The organism is Terriglobus saanensis SP1PR4, assembly GCF_000179915.2.
GTDB classification, from domain to species: Bacteria; Acidobacteriota; Terriglobia; order Terriglobales; family Acidobacteriaceae; genus Terriglobus; species Terriglobus saanensis.
Window position 1 is genome coordinate 3,014,770 of record NC_014963.1, and the last position, 21,111, is coordinate 3,035,880.

At 58.3% G+C, this 21,111-nt stretch carries 22 protein-coding genes; 16 read left to right on the top strand and 6 right to left on the bottom strand.

Going from position 1 to position 21,111, the window contains the following annotated elements; all coding sequences use genetic code 11:
* Window positions 1-3: 3 nt before the first annotated feature.
* From ACIPR4_RS12310 to ACIPR4_RS12375, 14 genes are all read left to right on the top strand, one after another.
* Complete coding sequence (locus tag ACIPR4_RS12310; RefSeq protein WP_041586719.1) at window positions 4-396, top strand: DUF3224 domain-containing protein; 393 nt, start codon at window positions 4-6, stop codon at window positions 394-396.
* 156 nt (window positions 397-552) lie between these two features.
* A complete protein-coding gene (locus ACIPR4_RS12315; RefSeq protein WP_013568989.1) occupies window positions 553-960 on the top strand; it encodes an NADH-quinone oxidoreductase subunit A in 408 nt (135 codons plus the stop codon).
* On the top strand, window positions 960-1,442 hold the full coding sequence (locus tag ACIPR4_RS12320; protein WP_013568990.1) for an NADH-quinone oxidoreductase subunit C: 483 nt from the start codon (window positions 960-962) through the stop codon (window positions 1,440-1,442). The genes ACIPR4_RS12315 and ACIPR4_RS12320 overlap by 1 nt, the downstream gene beginning before the upstream one ends.
* Window positions 1,442-2,722: an NADH dehydrogenase (quinone) subunit D gene (gene nuoD, locus ACIPR4_RS12325; protein WP_013568991.1), complete on the top strand. Its 1,281-nt coding sequence runs from the start codon at window positions 1,442-1,444 to the stop codon at window positions 2,720-2,722. Before ACIPR4_RS12320 ends, nuoD begins: the two co-directional genes overlap by 1 nt.
* Window positions 2,722-3,018 carry a hypothetical protein gene (locus ACIPR4_RS12330; RefSeq protein WP_013568992.1) on the top strand — a complete coding sequence of 99 codons (297 nt, stop codon included), beginning with the start codon at window positions 2,722-2,724 and terminating at the stop codon, window positions 3,016-3,018. The genes nuoD and ACIPR4_RS12330 overlap by 1 nt, the downstream gene beginning before the upstream one ends.
* The gene (locus ACIPR4_RS12335) at window positions 3,015-3,524 is read left to right on the top strand and encodes an NADH-quinone oxidoreductase subunit NuoE family protein (RefSeq protein ID WP_013568993.1); all 510 of its coding nucleotides are present in this window, start codon (window positions 3,015-3,017) and stop codon (window positions 3,522-3,524) included. The genes ACIPR4_RS12330 and ACIPR4_RS12335 overlap by 4 nt, the downstream gene beginning before the upstream one ends.
* The gene (gene nuoF / locus ACIPR4_RS12340; protein ID WP_013568994.1) at window positions 3,524-4,846 is read left to right on the top strand and encodes an NADH-quinone oxidoreductase subunit NuoF; all 1,323 of its coding nucleotides are present in this window, start codon (window positions 3,524-3,526) and stop codon (window positions 4,844-4,846) included. The genes ACIPR4_RS12335 and nuoF overlap by 1 nt, the downstream gene beginning before the upstream one ends.
* Window positions 4,846-7,251: a molybdopterin-dependent oxidoreductase gene (locus tag ACIPR4_RS12345; protein ID WP_013568995.1), complete on the top strand. Its 2,406-nt coding sequence runs from the start codon at window positions 4,846-4,848 to the stop codon at window positions 7,249-7,251. Before nuoF ends, ACIPR4_RS12345 begins: the two co-directional genes overlap by 1 nt.
* Window positions 7,252-7,279: 28 nt before the next feature.
* Window positions 7,280-8,338, top strand: a complete 1,059-nt coding sequence (gene nuoH / locus ACIPR4_RS12350) for an NADH-quinone oxidoreductase subunit NuoH (RefSeq protein WP_013568996.1) — start codon at window positions 7,280-7,282, stop codon at window positions 8,336-8,338.
* Between the two features lie 65 nt (window positions 8,339-8,403).
* A complete protein-coding gene (locus ACIPR4_RS12355) occupies window positions 8,404-8,910 on the top strand; it encodes an NADH-quinone oxidoreductase subunit J family protein (RefSeq protein WP_013568997.1) in 507 nt (168 codons plus the stop codon).
* The gene (gene nuoK, locus ACIPR4_RS12360; protein ID WP_013568998.1) at window positions 8,911-9,213 is read left to right on the top strand and encodes an NADH-quinone oxidoreductase subunit NuoK; all 303 of its coding nucleotides are present in this window, start codon (window positions 8,911-8,913) and stop codon (window positions 9,211-9,213) included. It begins immediately after the preceding gene.
* A 15-nt stretch (window positions 9,214-9,228) separates the two neighbouring features.
* On the top strand, window positions 9,229-11,274 hold the full coding sequence (gene nuoL / locus ACIPR4_RS12365; RefSeq protein WP_013568999.1) for an NADH-quinone oxidoreductase subunit L: 2,046 nt from the start codon (window positions 9,229-9,231) through the stop codon (window positions 11,272-11,274).
* A 16-nt stretch (window positions 11,275-11,290) separates the two neighbouring features.
* The gene (locus tag ACIPR4_RS12370; RefSeq protein ID WP_013569000.1) at window positions 11,291-12,883 is read left to right on the top strand and encodes a complex I subunit 4 family protein; all 1,593 of its coding nucleotides are present in this window, start codon (window positions 11,291-11,293) and stop codon (window positions 12,881-12,883) included.
* Window positions 12,884-14,425 carry an NADH-quinone oxidoreductase subunit N gene (locus ACIPR4_RS12375; protein WP_013569001.1) on the top strand — a complete coding sequence of 514 codons (1,542 nt, stop codon included), beginning with the start codon at window positions 12,884-12,886 and terminating at the stop codon, window positions 14,423-14,425.
* Between the two features lie 187 nt (window positions 14,426-14,612).
* On the opposite strand, the gene ACIPR4_RS12380 is transcribed toward ACIPR4_RS12375, so the two are convergent.
* The 5 genes from ACIPR4_RS12380 to ACIPR4_RS12400 form a co-directional block, all read right to left on the bottom strand.
* Window positions 14,613-14,918, bottom strand: a complete 306-nt coding sequence (locus ACIPR4_RS12380; protein ID WP_013569002.1) for an ATP synthase F0 subunit C — start codon at window positions 14,916-14,918, stop codon at window positions 14,613-14,615.
* Window positions 14,919-15,062: 144 nt separating this feature from the next.
* Window positions 15,063-15,794: a F0F1 ATP synthase subunit A gene (gene atpB / locus ACIPR4_RS12385; protein ID WP_013569003.1), complete on the bottom strand. Its 732-nt coding sequence runs from the start codon at window positions 15,792-15,794 to the stop codon at window positions 15,063-15,065.
* 24 nt (window positions 15,795-15,818) lie between these two features.
* Window positions 15,819-16,226: a hypothetical protein gene (locus ACIPR4_RS12390; protein ID WP_013569004.1), complete on the bottom strand. Its 408-nt coding sequence runs from the start codon at window positions 16,224-16,226 to the stop codon at window positions 15,819-15,821.
* A 2-nt stretch (window positions 16,227-16,228) separates the two neighbouring features.
* Window positions 16,229-16,576 (bottom strand): AtpZ/AtpI family protein, encoded by a 348-nt coding sequence (locus tag ACIPR4_RS12395; protein ID WP_245536320.1) that lies wholly within the window; start codon window positions 16,574-16,576, stop codon window positions 16,229-16,231.
* Window positions 16,577-16,587: 11 nt separating this feature from the next.
* Complete coding sequence (locus tag ACIPR4_RS12400) at window positions 16,588-17,034, bottom strand: hypothetical protein (RefSeq protein WP_013569006.1); 447 nt, start codon at window positions 17,032-17,034, stop codon at window positions 16,588-16,590.
* Window positions 17,035-17,192: 158 nt separating this feature from the next.
* Between ACIPR4_RS12400 and lysS the strand changes: the two genes are divergently transcribed.
* Together lysS and ACIPR4_RS12410 are read left to right on the top strand one after the other, a co-directional pair.
* A complete protein-coding gene (lysS, locus tag ACIPR4_RS12405; protein ID WP_041586077.1) occupies window positions 17,193-18,827 on the top strand; it encodes a lysine--tRNA ligase in 1,635 nt (544 codons plus the stop codon).
* Window positions 18,824-19,618: a TIGR00282 family metallophosphoesterase gene (locus ACIPR4_RS12410; RefSeq protein WP_013569008.1), complete on the top strand. Its 795-nt coding sequence runs from the start codon at window positions 18,824-18,826 to the stop codon at window positions 19,616-19,618. The genes lysS and ACIPR4_RS12410 overlap by 4 nt, the downstream gene beginning before the upstream one ends.
* A 130-nt stretch (window positions 19,619-19,748) precedes the next feature.
* Here ACIPR4_RS12410 and ACIPR4_RS12415 read toward each other — a convergent pair whose 3' ends face one another.
* Window positions 19,749-21,053 (bottom strand): hypothetical protein, encoded by a 1,305-nt coding sequence (locus tag ACIPR4_RS12415; RefSeq protein WP_013569009.1) that lies wholly within the window; start codon window positions 21,051-21,053, stop codon window positions 19,749-19,751.
* Window positions 21,054-21,111 lie beyond the last annotated feature (58 nt).

Below are 21,111 nucleotides of genomic sequence, written 5' to 3' on the forward strand. Positions count from 1 at the left end.
ACGATGCATGCCACGGGAAGTTTTGAGGTCAAGCTGACGCCCCAGCAGTCCACTTCGGAGACGACGCCGGACCCAACGCGGGGCCGCATGTCCATCGACAAGCACTTCCACGGGGCGCTGGAGGGGACATCCCTGGGCGAGATGCTGAGCGGAGGAAACCCAGCCACAGGTTCCGCCGGATATGTCGCCATTGAGCGCGTGACCGGAACCCTGGACGGAAAGTCGGGCAGTTTTCTGCTGCAACACTCTGCCACGATGCATGCGGGGCAGTTTTCCCTGACGATTACGGTGATCCCTGGCTCGGGTACCGGGGAGCTGGTTGGCCTCGCCGGCTCGATGAACATTGTCATAGAAGGTGGGAAGCACAGCTACACCTTCGAGTACACGCTCCCCTAGCCATGGCTTCCGTTGATGGATCGTGAACAAGAACGGCTAAAAACTGCGGCCCGTTCCTGTTGATGATCGGCCGTTTCTTGACACTGACTTGATACGAACTAAAATCAGACGTGCGGCGTCAATTCCGGCGCCTCTTCAGCCGACAGCAAGGACCCGATGCAGAGCTACCCCTACCTCTGGAACTATCTTCCGCTCGTCATGCAGGTGCTTGTGGCCATTGGGCTTGCAAGCGCTTTTGTGGCGATCAGCTTCGTCATTGGCAAGCACAAGCGGAACAAGACCAAGCTCGGAGCATACGAGTGCGGCATGGATCCTGTGGGCGATGCGCGCGGACGCTTTTCGGTACGGTTTTACATGGTGGCGATGCTCTTCATCCTGTTCGACGTGGAAGCGGTCTTTATGCTTCCCTGGGCAGTGATTTTTCGTCGGCTTCCGGCGATTACCGGCCAACGCTTCTTCGGTTTCTGGGAGATGGTGGTTTATCTCGGATTTGTGGGTGTGGGCTTGTTCTATGTCTGGAAGAAGGGCATTCTGGACTGGGCGGAAGACCGGGGTGACCTGTAATGGCTGAACCTCTTTTGACTCTTGACGCCGTACGCGAGGGTATGCCGGCCAACCCGGCCTTTGTGGCTGTGGAAGCGATGGCGACCAAGGCGAAGTTCGATCGGAACGAACTGACGATCACCGTGGCGCGCCAAGACATCGTGGCTGCGTGTAAGGCCGTGCAGGCTGCGGGCTATAACTTCTTTGAAACCGTCACTGCCGTTGACTGGTATCCGAACGAGCCGCGCTTTGTACTGGCATACCACATTGTTTCGATGACATTGAAAGAACGGATCCGGCTTGCGGTCGAAATCTCCGGAGAGAATCCTTCGGTCGATACGATTACCGCCGTTTGGCCGTCCGCAAACTTTTACGAGCGCGAAGTCTTCGACCTCTTCGGCATTCACTTTGCCGGTCACCCGAATCTGACGCGCATCATGATGCCGCTGGACTGGGAAGGTCATCCGCTCCGCAAGGATTACCCGGTGGAGGGATATCGCTAATGGCAGTTCTGGAAAACCCCTTCGATACACCGGTCCTGAAGTCCCGCGATCCGCAGAACCCTTCCCTGGAAGAGGTGGCTGCGGACTCGGCCCGTAATAACCAGGATCCTGCTGGAGACCAGACGATGGTCCTGAACATGGGACCGCAGCATCCTTCGACGCACGGCGTGTTGCGCCTGCTGCTGGAGATTGACGGTGAAGCGGTGATTTCGTGTTCACCGGATATCGGCTATCTGCATACCGGCATTGAGAAGACCTGCGAAGCGAAGTTCTATCAGCAGGTAGTTCCGCTAACGGACCGCATCGACTACCTCTGTCCGATGACCAATAACCTGGCCTACTGCCTGGCGGTCGAGAAGCTCCTGGACCTTGAGATCCCTGAACGCGCGCAGACGCTGCGCGTTCTGATGAACGAGCTGACGCGCATCCAGTCCCATCTGGTATGGCTGGGAACGCACGCGATGGATATCGGCGCGCTGACCGTGTTTCTGTACTGCTTCCGCGAACGCGAAGAGATTCTGCGCATCTTTGAGGCGATCTCCGGCCAGCGCATGATGACGAGCTACTTCCGCATCGGCGGCCTGAGCATGGAACCGCCGATCGATTTCTGGGAGCGCACGCGCAAGTTCCTGAAGAGAATGCCCGAAAAGATCAAGCAGTACGAAGATCTGCTCACGGGAAACCCGATCTGGTTTGGCCGTTTGAAGGGTGTTGGATATCTCTCGCCTGAAGATGCCATCGCTCTCGGCGTGACTGGACCACCGCTCCGTGCTTCCGGTGTGGATTGGGATCTTCGCCGCGACATGCCGTATTCGGGCTACGAAAAGTATCAGTTCAAGGTGCCGGTTTCAACGGCTGGTGATGTGTGGGCTCGTTATGTGGTCCGCATGGAAGAGATGTACGAGTCGGTCAAGATCTGCGTACAGGCAATGGATCGTATGCCTGAGGGTCGCATCGTAGCCGATGCGCCGAAGATCATTCTTCCCGACCGCGAACAGATGAAGACGCAGATGGAGTCCTTAATCCATCACTTCAAGATTGTGACAGAAGGCTTTGCCGTTCCGGCGGGCCAAGTGTACCAGGCGGTGGAATCTCCGCGTGGTGAGATGGGATACTACGTCGTCAGCGATGGTACGGCGAAGCCGTATCGTGTGCATATGCGGAACCCGAGCTATGCGACACTTCAGGCGCTGGAGACAATGTGCAAGGGTAAGCTATTGGCCGATGTTGTGGCTGTGATTGGGTCGATCGATATTGTGCTGGGCGAGATCGACCGGTAGTGGATGAGAAGTTACACCGCGAGATGTGGACTTCCTGGGCGTCTCTGCTTCGCAGCTATGCTGCAGCCCACGGTCTGAACAGTCCACAGCACGCGGTGGTGGAAGTTTCAGAAGAACGGATTACCGTACGGCACGGTTTGAAGTGGATCAGCTTCACTTCGGCGGCGTACAAGAGCAGTGATGGAAGTACGGTTCCCTTCTCTTTGACGGAGAATGGGACCGCCGTTGTAGACGGGCTGGAAGATGAAATGGATTTAGCCGCCGAAAGGCTGGCACGGGAGATCATTGCAGCGTGAGTGCTATTGCCAACTCGATCTTTTCGCCGGAGACTGCGGCGCGCTTTGACCATCTGGTCACGATCTATCCTGTGCGCCGCTCTGCCCTGGTGCCGATGCTGCTCTACGCGCAGGATGATATCGGCTATGTCTCCGACGCGGTAGTAGCGGAGATCGCGCAGCGACTCGATCTGTTAGAGCTCGATGTTCGCGGCGTGCTGTCGTACTACTCCATGCTGCGGACCAAACCCGCGGGCAAGTACAACGTACAGGTCTGTACCAACATCTCCTGCATGCTGGTGGGCGGATACGATCTTCTGGACCACTGCAAGGCCAAGCTAGGTATTGGGCACAAGGGCGTGACGGCCGACGGTCTGTTTTCGCTTGAAGAAGTAGAGTGCATTGGGGCCTGTTGCTGGGCGCCGGCGATCCAGGTGAACTACGACTTCCACGAGAATGTGACGAACATCAAGATGGACGCCATCCTGGAAGACTATGCCGCCGGACGCGGAAAGGACGTGAAGTAATGCCAGTCCTTGTTTCGCATCCTGATGAAGTCAAGATCCTTTCGCGCCGGTTTGGACAGGGCGCGGCAGAGATCGAGAAGTACGTTGAAATGGACGGCTACAAGGCTGTGCAGAATGCCATTACGAACGGTCCCGAATGGGTGATTACGGAGATGAAGGCGAGCGGCCTGCGCGGTCGCGGCGGCGCTGGATTCCCGACGGGCCTGAAGTGGAGCTTTGTTCCCAAAGTTTCGGAGAAGCCGAAGTATGTCCTGGTGAACGGCGACGAGTCGGAGCCGGGTACCTGCAAAGATCATGTGATCTTTCTGCACGATCCGCATGCGGTGATTGAAGGTACGATGATCGCCGGCCTGGCGATCGGCGCGAAGATGGGCTTTATCTACCTGCGCGGGGAGTATCGCTATCTGCTGAAGATCGTGGAGAAGGCCGTGGCCGACGCGTATGCGAAGGGCTACCTCGGCAAGAATATTTTTGGCCACGAGGGCGTGGACTTCGACATTGTGACGCAGACGGGCGCGGGAGCGTACGAGGTCGGCGAAGAGTCGGCCCTGATGGAGTCGCTCGAAGGCAAGCGTGGCATTCCGCGTATCAAGCCTCCCTTCCCTGCCATTGTGGGACTCTACGGCGGACCGACGGTGATCAATAACGCCGAGACGATTGCGTCCGCACCACCGATTCTTCTGATGGGCGGCGAAGCGTATGCCAAGGTAGGCAGCGAACGCAACGGTGGAACGCGACTCTTCGGCATCTCGGGCCATGTGAACAAGCCCGGCGTGTACGAGCTGCCGATGGGTTACTCGCTGCGCAAAGCGATTTACGAAGTGGCTGGCGGGATCAAGGGTGGACGCGCGCTGAAGGCAGTTGTTCCCGGTGGATCTTCGTGCCCGGTGCTTCTGCCGGAGGAGATCGATGTCGGTCTGGATTTCGACCAGATGGGCAAGGCTGGAACGATGCTTGGCTCGGGCGGCATTGTGGTGCTGGACGAAACGGTCTCCATAGTCGAGTTCGCCATGCGCACGATGAAGTTTTACCAGCATGAATCCTGCGGCTGGTGCATTCCCTGCCGCGAAGGTACGGACTGGCTTCTGAAGACGCTGACGCGCTTCTACGATGGCGGCGGCAATAAAAAAGACATCAACAATATTCAATACCTCGCTGAGAACATGATGGGCCGTACCTTCTGCCCGTTGGGCGATGCTGCGGCGATGCCGACGCTTGGGTTTATCAAGAAGTTCCGTCATGAGTTCGAGGAGTATCTCGAAGGCAAGCGCACGGAGAAGCAGTTCATTACAGTGCAGGACCTTGTTGGAGCTGGACACTAATGGCAGACGTAACACTGACAGTTGACGGCCAGAAGATCACCGCTCCGGCGGGGACCCTGCTGATTGATGCCTGCAAGAACGCGGGTATACAGATTCCTGCGTTCTGCTACTACCCTGGGCTTTCGCTCCAGGCCGCTTGCCGCATGTGCGTGGTCCGCATCGAGAAGGTGCCCAAGCTCGCGACAGCATGCACCACCACGGTTGCAGAGGGCATGGTCGTCCAGTCCGAGACGCCCGAGATCGCGCAGGCGCGCAAGGCGACGATTCAACTGCTGCTGGGCAATCACCCGCTCGACTGCCCGGTCTGCGACGCGGGCGGCGAGTGCGAACTGCAGGACATGACCTTCAAGTATGGGGCGGCGGATAGCTTCTACACCGAGCCGAAGAACCACCGCGAAGAGCAGAAGTGGTCGCCAACGGTGTACTTCGATCGTCCACGTTGCATCCTCTGCTACCGCTGTGTGCGTATGTGCGGCGAAGGCATGGATGTCTTCGCTCTGGGCATTCAGAACCGCGGATCGTCTGCTGTCATCGCTCCGAACATTCCCATGACGCAGAGCGACAACGGCATGCAGGCGCTCGACTGCGAAGAGTGCGGCATGTGCATCGATGCCTGCCCTGTAGGTGCGTTGACCTCGGACAGCTATCGCTACAAGACCCGCCCGTGGGAGATGAACCACGTGGCCACCGTTTGCACGCACTGCGGCGACGGTTGCAAGACGACGCTCGGTGTCCGGTCCACCATGGACGGCGCTGAGATCATGCGCGGAGATAACCGCGACAAGAGCGGAATGAACAACGACTTCCTCTGCGCGAAGGGCCGGTATGGCTTCGACTTCGCCAACCGCGAGGACCGCATTACGCAGCCGCTGGTTCGGCAAGCCGATGGAACGCACAAGACTGTGAGCTGGGAAGAGGCGCTTACTCTGGTGGGCAGCAAGCTGCGTTCGATTCGCGATGAAAAAGGCGGCCAGAGCATCGGCGTCATCGGATCGAACCGCATTACGAACGAAGAAGCTTACCTTCTGCAGAAGTTCGCACGTTCGGTACTGGGAACGGCAAACATCGATCATCACCGCACGGCGGACTATGTTGCCTTTGCTGAGGCTCTGGCTGGAACAACGGACCGCATGGCTTCACAGCGGGACGTTGTGAGCGCTCCCGCGGTGCTCCTGATCGGCGGCGATCCTACCAATGAGAATCCCCTTACGGCGTGGAATCTGCGCACCAACGTTCGCCTGAACAACGCGCGCGTTTACGTGGCCAATCACGAAGCGATCAAGCTGCGCCGCCAGGCGAAGAGCTTCTTGTCCATTGCGCCGTTTGGCTATGGCGCTCTGGCAAACTTCCTCGCCGGAGACGAGAGCGCATCTGCTTCTGTCTCTTCTAACGCGGATTCGCTCAAATCGTTCCGCGAGGCTGTCGCAAGCGAAGCCTCTCTCGTTGTCGTTATCGGTTCCGAGATGCGTGGCCAGGACCTGAAGACGATGGTCGCTGCCCTGCCCAACGCGAAGTTTGCGTTGCTCTCCGACTACGTGAATTCCCATGGCGCTGCCGATATGGGCCTGCTGCCGGATGTTCTTCCCGGATATCAGCCATGGATCAAGCCCGGCAGCTTCGCCACGGAGTACGGCGACCGGTTTCCTCACGCACATGGTCTCGATCTGCTCGCCATGTTCGATGCTGCCCAGGCCGGGAACCTCGATGCGTTGTATATCGTAGGTGCGAACCCGGTATCGCGCTATGCCGTTGACCGTGCTGCTCTGAAAAATACGTTCGTCGTCGTGCATGAGATGTTCCTGACGGAGACGGCCCTGCTGGCCGATGTGATCTTGCCAGCGGCGAACCTCTACGAGAAGTCTGGTTCGGTCACGAACAGCTACGGCGATCTTCAGCTTGTTTCGAAGGCCGGGGATCGCGCCGGTGTTCGTTCCGACTTCGAACTGATCGTGCGCGTTGCCGACAAGATGGGCGCGGATGTGAAGAAGCTGGTTCCCTTCGGCAAGAATCCCGGTCTGCGTGCGGATCTCGGACAGACCCGCGGAGCGCAGTCTGGTGAGGCCGACCGTCACGCTGTCTGGCTCTCGGCGAACAACCTTGAACCGAAGCTTTCTCCCTTTGATCCCTTCGCCATTCTCGACGAGATACAGCGTCTGGTGCCGGGATATGATCTGCGTCGTCTGCAGCTTCTCTCCAGCAATGACCAGCATCTTTCCACCGTTGCCCAGCCCGGATCGCAACTCGTGCAGATCGATACCACACATCAGCGGCGCGATCTTGTGCTTCCGGCGAAGGACACACTCTTTACCTCAGGAACGCTGGGCCGTTATTCTCCGAAGCTCACGGAACTTGCCGCGCGCTACAGCAAGCTGACCCACGAACATACCCAAACGGCTGCCGACTAATGACTTTCATGAAGGACAAAGAGACCGAGTGAACCACCTGACGCCATTCCAGACCTACTTCCTGATTACCCTGCTGAAGCTGGTCGTCGTGCTCGTCCTGACCCTGACGGCGGTAGCTTATACCGTTCTGCTGGAGCGCAAGGTGCTGGGCCGCATTCAGAATCGGTGGGGACCCTCGCGTGTGGGACCTTTTGGTCTGCTGCAACCATTGGCGGACGGAATCAAGCTCTTTCTCAAGGAAGACCTGATGCCGCTGGCCGTCGAGCGTCCGCTCTTTGTGCTGGCACCGGTGATCGCCCTTGGTTGCGCTCTGATCTCGATCGCAGTCGTTCCCTTCGGTGCGCTCACAACGGTCAAGGGCGTCGACATCTTCCAGGTCTCCGATATCAACATCGGCCTTCTGGTCGTTCTAGGCATTACATCCATCGGCGTCTACGGCATTGCGCTCTCCGGCTGGAGTTCCAATAACAAGTACTCTCTCCTTGGCTCGCTCCGCGCTACGGCGCAGATGATCAGCTACGAGCTGGCGCTTGGACTTTCGCTGGTGGGCTGCGTAATGCGTTCGCAGTCGCTGCGTCTGCGCGACATTGTGGATTCGCAGTCGGCGCACGGCATGCGTTCGTGGAATGTCATCGGTGGCCTGCAGATCGTTGGGTTCTTTATTTACCTGATGGCGGCATATGCCGAGACCAATCGCGCTCCGTTCGATCTGCCCGAAGCGGAGTCTGAGCTGGTGGCGGGATACCATACGGAGTATTCCTCCATGAAGTTTGCGATGTTCTTCATGGCCGAGTATGCCAATATGATCACCGTCGCGTGCGTGGCAACTCTACTCTTCTTCGGTGGCGCAAGTTCGCCCTTCGGGCATCTGATCCCCGACTTTGGTGGGACCATTGTGCAGGCGATTCTGCCGATCTTCTGGTTTGTCTTCAAAGTGCTTTGCTTCCTGTTTCTCTACATCTGGGTGCGCGGAACGTTGCCGCGCTTCCGGTATGACCAGCTCATGAGTTTTGGATGGAAGTTTCTGCTCCCGCTGGCCATGGCAAATATTCTGGTCACGGCGCTCGTTCTCGCGATCCACGGATAGCGACTTATTCACGCGGTACTTAACTCGTCTCGAATCGCTGTAGCGTTTGAAGGATTTATCAGCCGATGCAACTTGTGCTGTTTCTCATCTTCGCCGTGCTGTGTGTCGCTGGAGCCCTGAACCTGCTCTTTCAGCGGCACCCCATCAACTCCGCCCTTTCATTGGTGGTGGTGATGATGTCGCTCGCCGTCATCTATTGGACGTTGGGCGCGGAGTTTCTGGCTGCGGCCCAGGTGATCGTCTACGCTGGCGCTGTGATGGTGCTCTTCGTCTTTGTCGTCATGCTGCTCAATGCAGGCGAAGAAGAACGGACCACGGGCAGTCGCGCTGCGTACATTGCCGGTATCCCCGGCGTTGCCGCGATTCTCGCCCTGTTGACCTACATCTTCATGCATGAGCGTGCGGCACTGGGTTACGCCACGCTGGGCGGATCGCTGAACCATACGACATCGAATATCACGGAGATCTCGCGTGTGCTCTTCACCGAGCTTCTTTTGCCATTTGAGGTCACAAGCATCCTGATTCTTGTTGCCATTCTCGGCGCCGTGGTTCTGGCAAGGAAGGAGCAGTAGATGGTTCCCATTGCGTATTACCTTATCCTCGCTGCTGTTCTCTTCTGCATCGGCATTGGATCGTTCTTGATCAAGCGCAATATCATCACGATCTTCATGTCGATCGAGTTGATGCTGAATGCTGTGAATCTGACCTTTGTTGCCTTCGCCCATGAGTGGAAGATGGTGCATGGTCAGATCTTTGTCTTCTTTGTGATGGTGGTGGCAGCGGCGGAAGCTGCGGTGGGTCTTGCCATCATCATCGCTATCTTCCGTGCCCGGCACACCTTGAACGTTGACCAGATCAACCTGATGAAGAACTAAGGACGAGCCGAAACGATGTCTCCTCAATACCTCTGGTTCATACCGCTGCTTCCCTTCCTGGGTTTCCTGGTCAACGGGACCGTGGGCCGCAGACTTCCTCGCGCCGCGGTGTCGGGCGTGGCTTTGCTCTCTACTGGTCTGTCCGCTGCGCTGGTGGCGTGGCTTTGGGTCACGATGAAGGCCGTGAACTCTCCGCTCTCGATGAGCATCGCGTCGCGTCCCTGGATCACCGTCCCCGGTTTCCACGTCGACTTCGCCTTTGCCGTCGACCATCTCACCTTGATCATGCTGGGCGTGGTGACGGGTGTTGGCTTTCTGATTCATCTGTATTCCGTGGGCTACATGGCGCATGAAGAGGGATACTGGCGCTTCTTCGCTTACCTGAATCTGTTCATGTTTTTCATGCTGGTGCTCGTCCTGGCCGAAAGCTTCCTTCTGCTCTTTGTCGGCTGGGAGGGCGTGGGTCTTGCTTCGTATCTCCTGATCGGCTTCTACTTCACGAAGGACTCTGCCTCGAACGCAGGCAAGAAGGCCTTCGTCGTCAACCGCATCGGTGACTTCGGCTTCCTTCTGGCGATGTTCCTGACCATTGCGCACTTTGGCACGCTGAGCTTCTCTCGCGTGTTTGCGCAGATCACCGCACAGCCTGAGTTGCATGGCGGATTCCTGACAGCCATTGCTCTGCTGCTTGTTGTTGGTGCTGCGGGTAAATCGGCGCAGATTCCGCTGTATGTCTGGCTGCCGGACGCGATGGAAGGCCCAACGCCTGTTTCCGCGCTGATCCATGCTGCAACGATGGTCACTGCAGGCATCTACATGGTGGCCCGCTCGCACGTCTTGTTCGACCGTTCTCCGCTGGCGTTGAGCGTTGTGGCTGTGATCGGTGCTGCAACAGCAATCTTCGCCGCCTGCATCGGTCTGGTGCAGAACGATATCAAGCGCGTTCTGGCTTACTCCACCGTCTCGCAGCTTGGATACATGTTTATGGGTTGCGGAGTCGCGGCGTACTCGGCTGCCGTCTTTCACCTGATGACGCATGCGTTCTTCAAAGCGCTGCTCTTCCTTGCGGCTGGATCGGTGATTCACGCACTGAGCGGCGAGCAGGATATGCGTGTCATGGGTGGTCTGCGCAAGCGGATTCCTGTGACCTTCTGGACGATGACCGTTGCGGTCTTTGCGATTGCGGGTTTCCCGCCGTTCGCTGGTTTTTTCTCGAAGGACGAGATCCTCTACCAGACGTTCGCGTGGCACAATCCGCTGGCCAAGCCGCTTTGGGCCGTTGGCCTGATCACAGCTGCCATGACGAGCTTCTACATGTTCCGTCTCTGGTACAAGACTTTCTTCGGCGCTGAGCGCTTTACAGAGCACACCGACGCACATGGTCATGACGACCACGCGCCCGTTCACGCGCGCAAAGACACGACGCTTGTCATGGAAACCGAGCACGACTCTGGACAGGCTGTGCATACGCACGGCGTGCACGAGTCACCGTGGATCATGCTGGCTCCTCTGTGCGTTCTTGCCGTGCTGGCCGCGATTGGCGGATGGGTAGGTATTCCCGAAGCCCTCGGTGGCCATAACGAGATTCAGCACTTCCTGGATCCGGTATTTGCAGTCACAGCACATGCGGAGAATGTAGCGAATGTGGATGAGGTTTCTCATTCGCTAGAACTCGGTCTGGCAGCGGTGTCCGTTCTGGCTGCGCTCTTCGGCCTCTTCCTCGCAGACTTCTTTTATCGCCGTAAGCCCGGAACGCTGGGTGCGATGTCCGCAAACTCCGGTCTATACCGCCTGGTCGCCAACAAGTTTTATGTGGATGAGCTCTATCACTTCGCAATTGTGAAACCGCTCGAGATCGGCTCGCGCTTCCTGCTCGAAGACGTCCTGGAGCGCGGTGTAGTGAACGGCTCCGCCCGTGCACTTGCTTTTATCACACGCGGTGGCTCGAACCTGACGCAACGCATGCAGTCAGGAAACATTCGTTCGTATGCGGGCTGGCTTGCTGCCGGCGCCGCCGTCGTCCTTTTCATCATGGCCGTAACCAGCCTGCACCTGCGCTAGAGAGAACCCAGAGACCATGCAGCCGTTCGATCCCATCATCCTCTCGCTGATCCTCATCACGCCGCTGGCGGGCGCGGTTCTGTTGGCCATCCTTCCTGATCGTGGACGCCTGCAGCAGACCGTAGCGCTTATCGTCACACTGATCACCTTCGGCCTAACGCTGCACCTTCCGTCCCACTGGCACGCGCTGGCTGCTGGCCAGTTTGCCTTCGATCAGAACCTGCCGTGGATCGCGTCGCCCGCCATCCGCTATCACCTGGGCGTGGACGGTCTGTCGATGTGGCTCGTGGTGCTCTCCGGCCTGCTTGCTCCGCTGGGCGTTCTTGCCAGCTGGAACACTATCAGTTCGCGCAAAAAGCTCTTCTACGCGCTCTTCCTTCTGCAGCAGGTCGCGATGTTCGGCGTCTTCGTCTCGCTGGACCTCTTCCTCTACTACGCCTTCTGGGAGCTGGCACTGGTGCCGATGACGATCCTCATCGCCACTTTTGGCCGCACGGAGAAGCGCAAGCGCTCGGCGATCAAGTATTTTCTGTACGCCTTCATTCCTTCGGCGATTCTGCTCGTTGGCATCCTGTGGCTGTACACCGTCACGGGCACAATGGACGTTCCCACGCTGATCCACATGGCGGCTGCGCACCAGATTCCGGGGTCCACGCAGGCACTCTGGCTCGCTTCCCTCGCCTTCCTCATTGCTTTTGCGGTGAAAGTACCTATCTTTCCGCTGCACGGCTGGCTTGCGGATGCGATCTCTGACGCTCCTACTGCAGCCGTGATGGTACTGGCTGGAAAGCTTGGGCTCTACTCCATCCTGCGCTTCTCCTTTGGCATCTTTCCTGAGCAGTCACACCGCATTGCACCGCTTCTGATTGTCCTTGGAGCAATTGGCATTGTGTACGGCTCGCTCATTGCAATGCTCTCCAACGATCTGAAACGGCTCGCGTCATACTCCACCGTCGCTCATCTCAGCTTCATCACGCTGGGAATCTTCAGCTTCACGGCTTCGGGTCTCGATGGTGGTATGTATCAGATCCTGAACCACGGCATCTCGGGCGGCGCGATGTTCCTCCTGATGGGCTTCCTCTATGAGCGCTACGGAACGTACGATATGCGCCAGCTTGGCGGTATCGCACAGACCTTGCCGTGGATGGTGACGCTCTTCGTCATTACGTCCCTGTCCAATGCCGGCTTGCCGATGCTGAACTCTTTCGTAGGTGAGTTTTTGATTCTCTCCGGTTCGGCACAGAGCGTTCTGACACAGCATGCGATGCTTTGGACGACGATTGCCACGACGGGCGTTATCCTCTCCGCGGCCTACCTGCTCACGATGATCCAGAGAACGTTCTACGGCAGCTTCGGTACGCGTTCCGGCGAACTGACCGGTGCACTTCGCCCGCTGGACATTACGGCACGCGAGCATCTTGCAGTGTGGCCGCTCGTGCTTCTCTTCGTCGTGATGGGTCTGGCTTCGCCTCTGTTCATGAAGGCGCTGGATCCGATTGCGGCTGCGTTTGCGACAACCCCTGTCAACCCGGGGCCGAATACGATTCTGCGCGTGGAGGCCGAAACCTACGGCCCTGCGACGGCGGCACAGACTGGAGTACAGCGCTAGATGCCTCTGTCTTCGAACATTCTCACACTGCTTCCGGAATACATTCTTGTGGTCGCGGGCGTCCTCGTGATGCTTGCCGAACCCTTCTTCAAGGATGATGATTCACGCGCCCCCCTGGGCTGGCTTGCCATCGTTGGTACAGCGGCCTCGGGCGCTGCGGCCTTTTATCAGTCACGCTTTGTTGCCGGAAACGGCGCTCTGCATGCGTTCTCAGGAACGATGGTGGCGGACAACTTCTCGGTCTTCTTCCATCTGTTGATCGCGGCCACTGTCCTCGTCACGCTGCTTGGTTCGATGGACTACTTCCGAGGCCACGCCACCCACGCGGGCGAATACTTCGCCCTGGTGCTCTTCGGCGCAACGGGCATGATGTTGATGACCTCCGCGAACGAGCTTCTGATGGTCTTCATCGGTTTGGAGATCTCGTCCATCTCGACGTACATCCTGGCCGGCTTCCGCAAGGGCAAGATCACAGCCTCCGAGAGCGCGATCAAGTACTTCCTGCTAGGATCGTTTGCCACGGCGTTCTTCCTCTACGGCATCGCGCTGACCTTCGGCGCCACAGGCACCACTTCCATCCCCGCCATCGCTGCAGGGCTCGCCGTTACACGCACGCCGATGCTGGCCCTCACCGCCATTGCGATGATCATCATTGGCCTCGGCTTCAAGGTCTCGGCCGCTCCCTTTCACGTCTGGACGCCGGATGTTTACCAGGGCGCACCTGCTCCTGTTGTTGGCCTGATGTCGACAGCACCCAAGGCCGCTGCTTTCGCGGTGCTCCTGCGTGTTCTGCTGACCGGCTTCCCTGCCTATGAAGCGCGTTGGGCACTGATGCTCTGGGCCATCGCCGCGCTCTCCATGACGATCGGCAATCTGGGCGCTCTGCTGCAGAAGGACGTCAAGCGGATGCTGGCGTACTCGTCGATTGCGCACGCAGGCTACCTGCTGGTGGCGTTCAGTTCCCTTCCCGCGGACGCGGTATCCAACGCTGCGTTCTACATTGCGGCTTACTCGGCGATGAACGTTGGTGCGTTCCTGGTGCTGACGCAGGTTTCGGGCTTCTCCGAAGAGACGCGCAGCCGCAAGGACTTTACGGGTCTGGCTAAGCGTCGTCCTGTGATGGCGGCGCTACTCTCGTTCTTCCTTCTGTCGATGATCGGTATCCCGTTCACCGCCGGGTTCTTCGCCAAGTTCTACGTCTTCGCTGGAGCGTTCCACGCAGGGCATACCGCCTTGGTGATCATCGGCCTTGCAAACTCGGGTGTCGCCTGCTTCTACTATCTGCGGTTGATCCTTTCGCTCTACAGCGAGCCGGATGCGGACCGTGTTGAGGAGCCTGCCTACCGGCACGTTTCTATCTCTGCATCGATTGCCCTGGCGGCCTGCGCGGTGGCGGTTCTGCTTCTGGGAGTGATGCCCGGAAAGATCGTGGCGCATGCGGGACGCGCGGCGATTGCGATTGCGGAGAAGACAGCCGAGCCGGTCACGCTTCCAAATATCCCCTGTGGGATGCCGGATTCGAAATGCCAGGAGACGCGCTAGAACTACGACGCCCGTCACGTAGATCAGGCCCTCGCTTCGGCGAGGGGCTTCGCGTTGACGCAGGCGTCGCGATAGGTCGGGCCTTTGGCCCTTGGGCACAGTCAGTAGATCATTTGCGCTAACCCACAACATTCCAACGCAGAAAGGCCCTCGCCGAAGCGAGGGCCTTCTTTTTGCTACGAAAGAACTACTTGACCTTCAGGAAGATGATGACGAAGGTGAAGAGCGCGAGGGATTCGATGAACGCGAGTCCAAGGATCAGGAAGGTGAAGATGCCAGGGCGAGCGCCGGGGTTGCGGGCGAGCGCTTCAGCGGCAGAGGCGGTTGCCTTGCCCTGTGCGAGACCGCAGAGACCGGCAGCGAGCGCCATGCCGAGACCGGCAGCGATGTACAACATACCCTGCGAGCTGGCGTTGGCTGCTTCCTGAGCGTAGACGGGTGATGCCAGCAGAAGAGCGGCGGCGGCCATGAAGAAGTATTGAAGCTTGCGCATTATGTTTCTCCTTGCCTCTGAAGATGTCCGGTTGCAGTGGGTGGTTGAGGCTCACCGTACTGGCCCCCTCACGCTGCTACCCGGTCCTGCCCGCACACGGCCAGAGGCCCTCCGTGTGCGTCAAACCTGGTGAAACACAGCTCTCTAGTGCTCGTGCGAGACCGCGAGTGAGAGATAAACCGTTGCCAGAAGCATAAAGACATACGCCTGAATCACAGCGACACCGAGATGCAGACCGAGAAAGACGAGCGGAATGCCGATCGGCACCAGCGAGAAGAAGGCCAGCGTGAGCAGATCGCCCGCGAGCATGTTCGCCCAGAGACGAACCGTGAGCGAGAGGACGCGCGCGAAGTGCGAGACGATCTCGATCAAAAGCATGAGGGGCGAAAGCCACCAGACGGGACCGAGGAACTGCTTGACGTAGCCGCCACCGTTCTCACGGATGCCGTGATAGTGGTAGTAGGCGAAGGTCGCAATCGCCAGACCGAGCGGCACCACGGGGTTCGCCGTGGGCGATTCCAGACCGGGGACGAGGCCAAGCAGGTTCGACAGAAGGATGAAGAGGAAGATCGCCGTCAGATAGGCCGTGAAGCGCTCGTAGCCGTGGCCAACGATGCTCTCGCCTTGGCCTGAGACAAACTCGTGGGTCATTTCGGCAAGCTGCTGCGCCGGTCCGGGCTTCTCCACGCTTAGCGTCATGCGCACGATCACGAAGTAGGCCAGAAGAATCGCCATGACGATCAGTTCCATCGCAACGGCGTTGGAGATCGGGGCTTCGGGATAAACGGGATGCACATGTACCGCGCGAAGCAGAGCATCGACGGGCGCGGCGAGGTGGTGATTCAAAAACTGGGTCAGCAAAAGTTGTTCAGGCATAAGTAAAAGGTCTCGAAACGGCTCTTAGATTGTGCCCGCGCGTAGCAGCCTGATCCCCTCGAACGTGAGTGCAAAAATACCCATCGCGAGGCCTGCAGCAAGCGCAAAAACAGAGCCTTCCAGATACTTAAGACTAACATACAGAATGACCAGCGTCAGGCCGAGGCGCATGAAGAACATGATGAGGATCGGCGCCATAGAGGGGCTCTTGCCTTCTTGGTTTTCGAGGTCCATCCGCAGGGCAATGGCGCTCATCAGGCGACGCCACTCCCATAACCCGCTGCCGCTGATAGCTGCGCCGATGAGCACCAGCAGAGCGGACTGCCAACCAGCCTTCCACCAGAAAAGCGGTACCGCCACGACGGTGAGGATGGCAACCAAGCGAATGGCACGGGCGATGGCGTCTTCAAAATGCTTGTCGGTGTAGTCCACTGCTAGTCAGGATCTTTCATGAAGCGCTTTGCCGTGGTGATGATCTGAATAAATCCTGCCGCCGCACCGATGAGGATGCCAAAGATACCGATCCAGGTGGTGTGAAAGTGGCGGTCGGCCCAACTGCCCAGTAGCCAGCCGATGACGCATCCCGCGGGAAGCGCGATGGCTAGCTGAATCATGGATTCGGCTTTGACGAGATCGCCGAGCGCGCCCTTAGGTTTACCGGGTTGTGATTTGGGGTCGCTCATGGCAGACCCTATGGTATCGCGAGTCTCTGGAATGTTTGCCGCGCGCTCACGGTCCGTCGTTTTGAGCCCCGTGGCCGGCGGCAAAGGCCAATCGACCACGGGACGGCTCGTTAGCGGTGACCGCCGCCACCATGTTCGCCGCCGCCACGAGGGGCACCAGGGGCATGCTCGTTGCCGCCATCATGGCCTGCGTTGCCGACATGACCCTGTCCATCACGGGCTTCATTGGCATGGAAGTGGTTGAATGCGGCCTCGCCACGGTTCGGCAAAGGTCCGGCATAGCCGTGATGGGGATCGAAGCGATTATCTACATGACCATAGAAGCCGTGGGGACCGTGAAACCAGGGGCCAGCTCCGATGAACACCCCACCAGTGAACCAGTCTGGCCCGTAATAGCCATAGGGAGCGCAGCTATAGGGAGCATAGTCAAAGTATCCATAGGGACATCCAGGAGGAACCCCGATATTGATGGAAACCTGTGCCGTGGACACGGGCGCGCTGCTCACCAATGCAACAGCAGCGACGGTGGATAAACCAAAAGTTTTCCAATAAGACATACTTCCCTCCTTCTTTCTCTCTCTTTTAGACCCTTGAGACGAGCGTTAAGTTGCGTGTGGATGGATATGCTTTGCGTGACCGAAGTAAGCGGTGGTTTTGTGAGCGGGTGGATATACTTAGCTTTTGCGCGGAATCCGTCCGCTTTGAAGGTCTCCAGTTGTTCGAATCGAAGTTTGAAGAAGAGATGTTTGAGCTGCGGCAGCAGAAGCTGCAGCAGATTACCGCACTGGGTGTCGAGGGTGGCCTGAGCAAGGCTGCGGCCAGCTATCCCAACGGATTTACCTGGACGGCCATGCTACCCGAGGTGCGGGCGCAGTATGACGGCGAGAGCGGCGAAGCGCTGGAGGCTGCAAAGCCGGAGGTGTCCGTCGCCGGGCGCATCATGGCGATCCGCGCGCAGGGCAAGGCTGGCTTTGCCCAACTGCAGCAGAACGGTGTGCGGCTGCAGATCTATGTGCGGCAGGATGCCGTCGGCGAACGCGCCTATGCGATGTACAAGTTGATGGACCTGGGCGACCACGTTGGCGTGAAGGGATATCTCTTCCGCACACGGACGAATGAACTGAGCGTACATGTGACGGAGCTTACCTTCCTCTCGAAGGCCATGCTTCCGCTGCCGGACAAGTTCCACGGTCTGGAGGATGTGGAGCTTCGCTATCGGCAAAGGTATGTCGATCTCTTCTCTGACACCGGAGACTTTGAAGGCGAGGGGGAAGAGGCGAAGCAGACACGTCTTCCTGCACGTGATGTGTTTGTAAAGCGCGCTGCAGTTCTGCGTGCCCTGCGAAAGTTTTTCGACGATCGTGGCTACATCGAAGTCGAAACGCCGATGATGCAGCCGGTTGCGGGTGGCGCTGCGGCGCGTCCGTTCACCACGCATCACAATGCGCTGGATCTTGATTTGTTTTTGCGCATCGCGCCGGAGCTTTATCTGAAGAGGCTCGTTGTGGGCGGCATGGATCGTGTGTACGAGATCAACCGGAACTTCCGCAATGAAGGTGTTTCGACGCGGCACAATCCCGAGTTCACCATGCTGGAGTTTTACCAGGCGTATGCCAACTATCACGACCTGATGCAGATCACGGAGGACCTGGTTTCCTTCGTTGCGAAGGAAGTGAATGGAACGACGATCACAAACTTTGGTGGTCACGAGATAGATCTCGGCAAGTGGACGAAGCTGAGCATGCGCGAGGCGATTGTGAAGTGGTGGCCTGCGGCTGCGGGCGCGGCTCCGGAGCATGGAGATTTTGCGCATCCTGCGAAGATCGATGCGATGGTGATGAGCCTGCGCGCGACAGGCTTGAGCATGCCTTATGTTCCAGCCGATCCATTGGGTAAAACCATCGCCACAATCTTCGAGACGATTACGGAAGAACACCTGATTCAGCCGACAATTATCTACGACTTCCCTCTCGCGGTCAGTCCTCTGAGCAAGGTGAAGCCGGATGAGCCGGAGTGGGTGGAGCGGTTTGAGTTCTACATTGGCGGATTTGAAGTGGGCAACGCCTTCAGCGAGTTGAACGATCCCGTGGACCAGCGTGCGCGTTTCGAGGCGCAGCTTGGCGAGAGAGAACGTGGCGACGACGAGGCGCACCAGATGGATGCGGACTACGTGCGCGCGCTGTCTTATGGCCTTCCGCCCACGGGTGGTGAGGGCATCGGTATCGATCGTTTGACGATGGTGCTGACCGGGGCGAAGTCCATTCGCGATGTCATCCTGTTTCCTCTCTTGAGACCACAAGCCAAAGTAATCCTGACTGCGAGCGAAGAAGAGTCGGGGCCCGCTCAGTGAAGATTCTTTTTGTGGGTGATGTCTTCGGCTCTGCCGGACGGAAGATTGTGGCGGAGCACGTCGGACATGTGATGGAGACACATGAGATCGACCTCCTCGTCATCAACGGTGAGAATGCCGCGGGTGGATTTGGGATTACACCTTCGATTGCAGACGACCTCTTTGACCTGGGCGCGCATGTCATCACGACGGGCAATCACTTCTGGGACAAGCGAGAGCTGCTCGACTACCTGAAGGTCCCGGCAGATTCACACGGACGCGCGCGGCGGATTCTGAGGCCGGCGAACTACCCGCCAAGTACGGCTGGGTACGGCATCTACGAAGGGTCGCTCCCTGCAGGACAGACCTATGCTGTCATCAACCTGCAGGGGCGCGTCTTCATGGCTTCGAATGACGATCCGTTCCGCAAGATCGACGAGATATTGAAGACGATTACGGCCAAGGTGATCTTCGTGGACTTCCACGCCGAAGCCACGAGCGAGAAGGTCGCCATGGGATGGCATCTCGATGGACGCGTGACGGCGATTGTGGGAACGCACACGCATATCCCTACGGCGGACGAACGTGTGTTGCCGGGTGGAACGGCGTATCAAACGGATGTTGGCATGAGCGGACCGTATGACTCTGTGATCGGTGTGGAAACAGACCTGGTATTGCATCGATTCCTGACAGGCATGCCAGGAAAGTTTGAGCCTGCGAAGGGCAATCCCAAGATGTGCGCTCTGGTGGTGGAGTGTGATGGCGGCACGGGCAGGGCGATACGGGTGCAGCGGATTATGTTGGGGGAGTAGAGAGGTTATCCGCTTCGCGCATAACCCACTCATCGCGATAAAGCTGCGATGAATGGGGCACCGAGTCGGTGGTAACACGAAAACGTAAAAGGGCAGCCCGAGGGCTGCCCTTTTTCTTGCTGCGCGATGCTTAGCGCTTGCGGGTGGTGGTGCGATGCGTCGGAGCGGCAGCCTTCGCCTTGGCTACGGGCTCGGCGCCGGTCATGTTGATCATGAGAGGGCTCTGCGTGTAGGAGTCGAAGGTGCCTGTCAGCTCAATGGTCGAACCGACTGCAGGAACCGTCTTGAGAGGCTCCTTCATCGCGAAGGTGAAGTCAGCCTTGGTTGCCTGCTTCGCATCATCCGAAACCGCGAGAGCAACGGAAGAATCAGTAGCGGAGATGACTGTGCCGGAAATGCGGACTTCCTTGCCCTTGACGGGTGCGAAGACCTTGTCTGCCTGCTCGGGCTTGCCGTTGGTGATGATGAATTCACGATCGGCTAGTGCGAGGGTATCCAGGTTCGGCGTGCTGGCCAGCGTCTGGTCGACGTAGTCCTGCGGGGTAGGAGCGGGCTTGATGACCAACGAGTCAGGAACAAAGAGGTTCGCGGCCGCTGCAGTCTTCACAGCGTCGTAGCCCTCGTCGCTTCCGTGGTACTTCTTGTAGCAATAGCTGGCCAGCGGCTGGAAGGTGGGCTTGTACTGGTCGGGTGCAAAGTTCGCCGTACGTGTGGCGTAGAAGGTGCACTTTCTGAGATCAGGCGGTGTCGCACCGTAGTAGGCCTGAGCTAGGAAGAACGTGTCCTGAAGAATTGGACCGGGAGCCTGGGTCTGCTCGATGGGAACGGACTTCAACTCTGACTCGTATGCCGAGATGGCAGTAGGAGAATCCTTACGGGTGAGGGCGTCAATGCCAATCGCCGAATAGAAATAGGGGTTAACCTGCTTCTGGATAGCGGCGAAGTCTGCATCCGGCATATCGGCGGGCTTGGTCGCCTTCAGACCGCGCTGGGCGAAGCCTGCGGCCTTACCGTAAGCAGCCTGCTTGGCGGCGGGATCCGTCGCCTGATCGCCCTGAGCCTTCAAAAGGCTGGTTTCGACAGCGAGAGCGCGGATGTTGTTGGGCGATACCTGCAGCAGGCGGTCGGCAGCGTCAATCGTCTTGGCCGGATCGAAGGTGCTGTAGGCACCCATCAGGAGCTCAAGAACAGAGGTCTTCACGCTGGACTGGGGATACGTGGTGAGGTAAGACTCGAGCGCGGCGGCTTTGGCCTTTGGGTCGGTCTGCGAGGTGGCGTTGGTGTACGCGTTGTACTCAGGCTGCGCCATCTGAACCTGGCCTGCAGCGGCCGGAGCCTGTGCACCCTGGTTGATGTTTACCGCCGACTGCGCGTAGCTGGTTGCTGTGGTTAGTGTTGCGGCCGCCAGCAGGGAGGCAAATACAACCTTCTTCATGTGAAGCTCCTCGAGTCCGGGAAATCTAAGAAAGTGCGTCAATTTTCTTTGTAGCTTT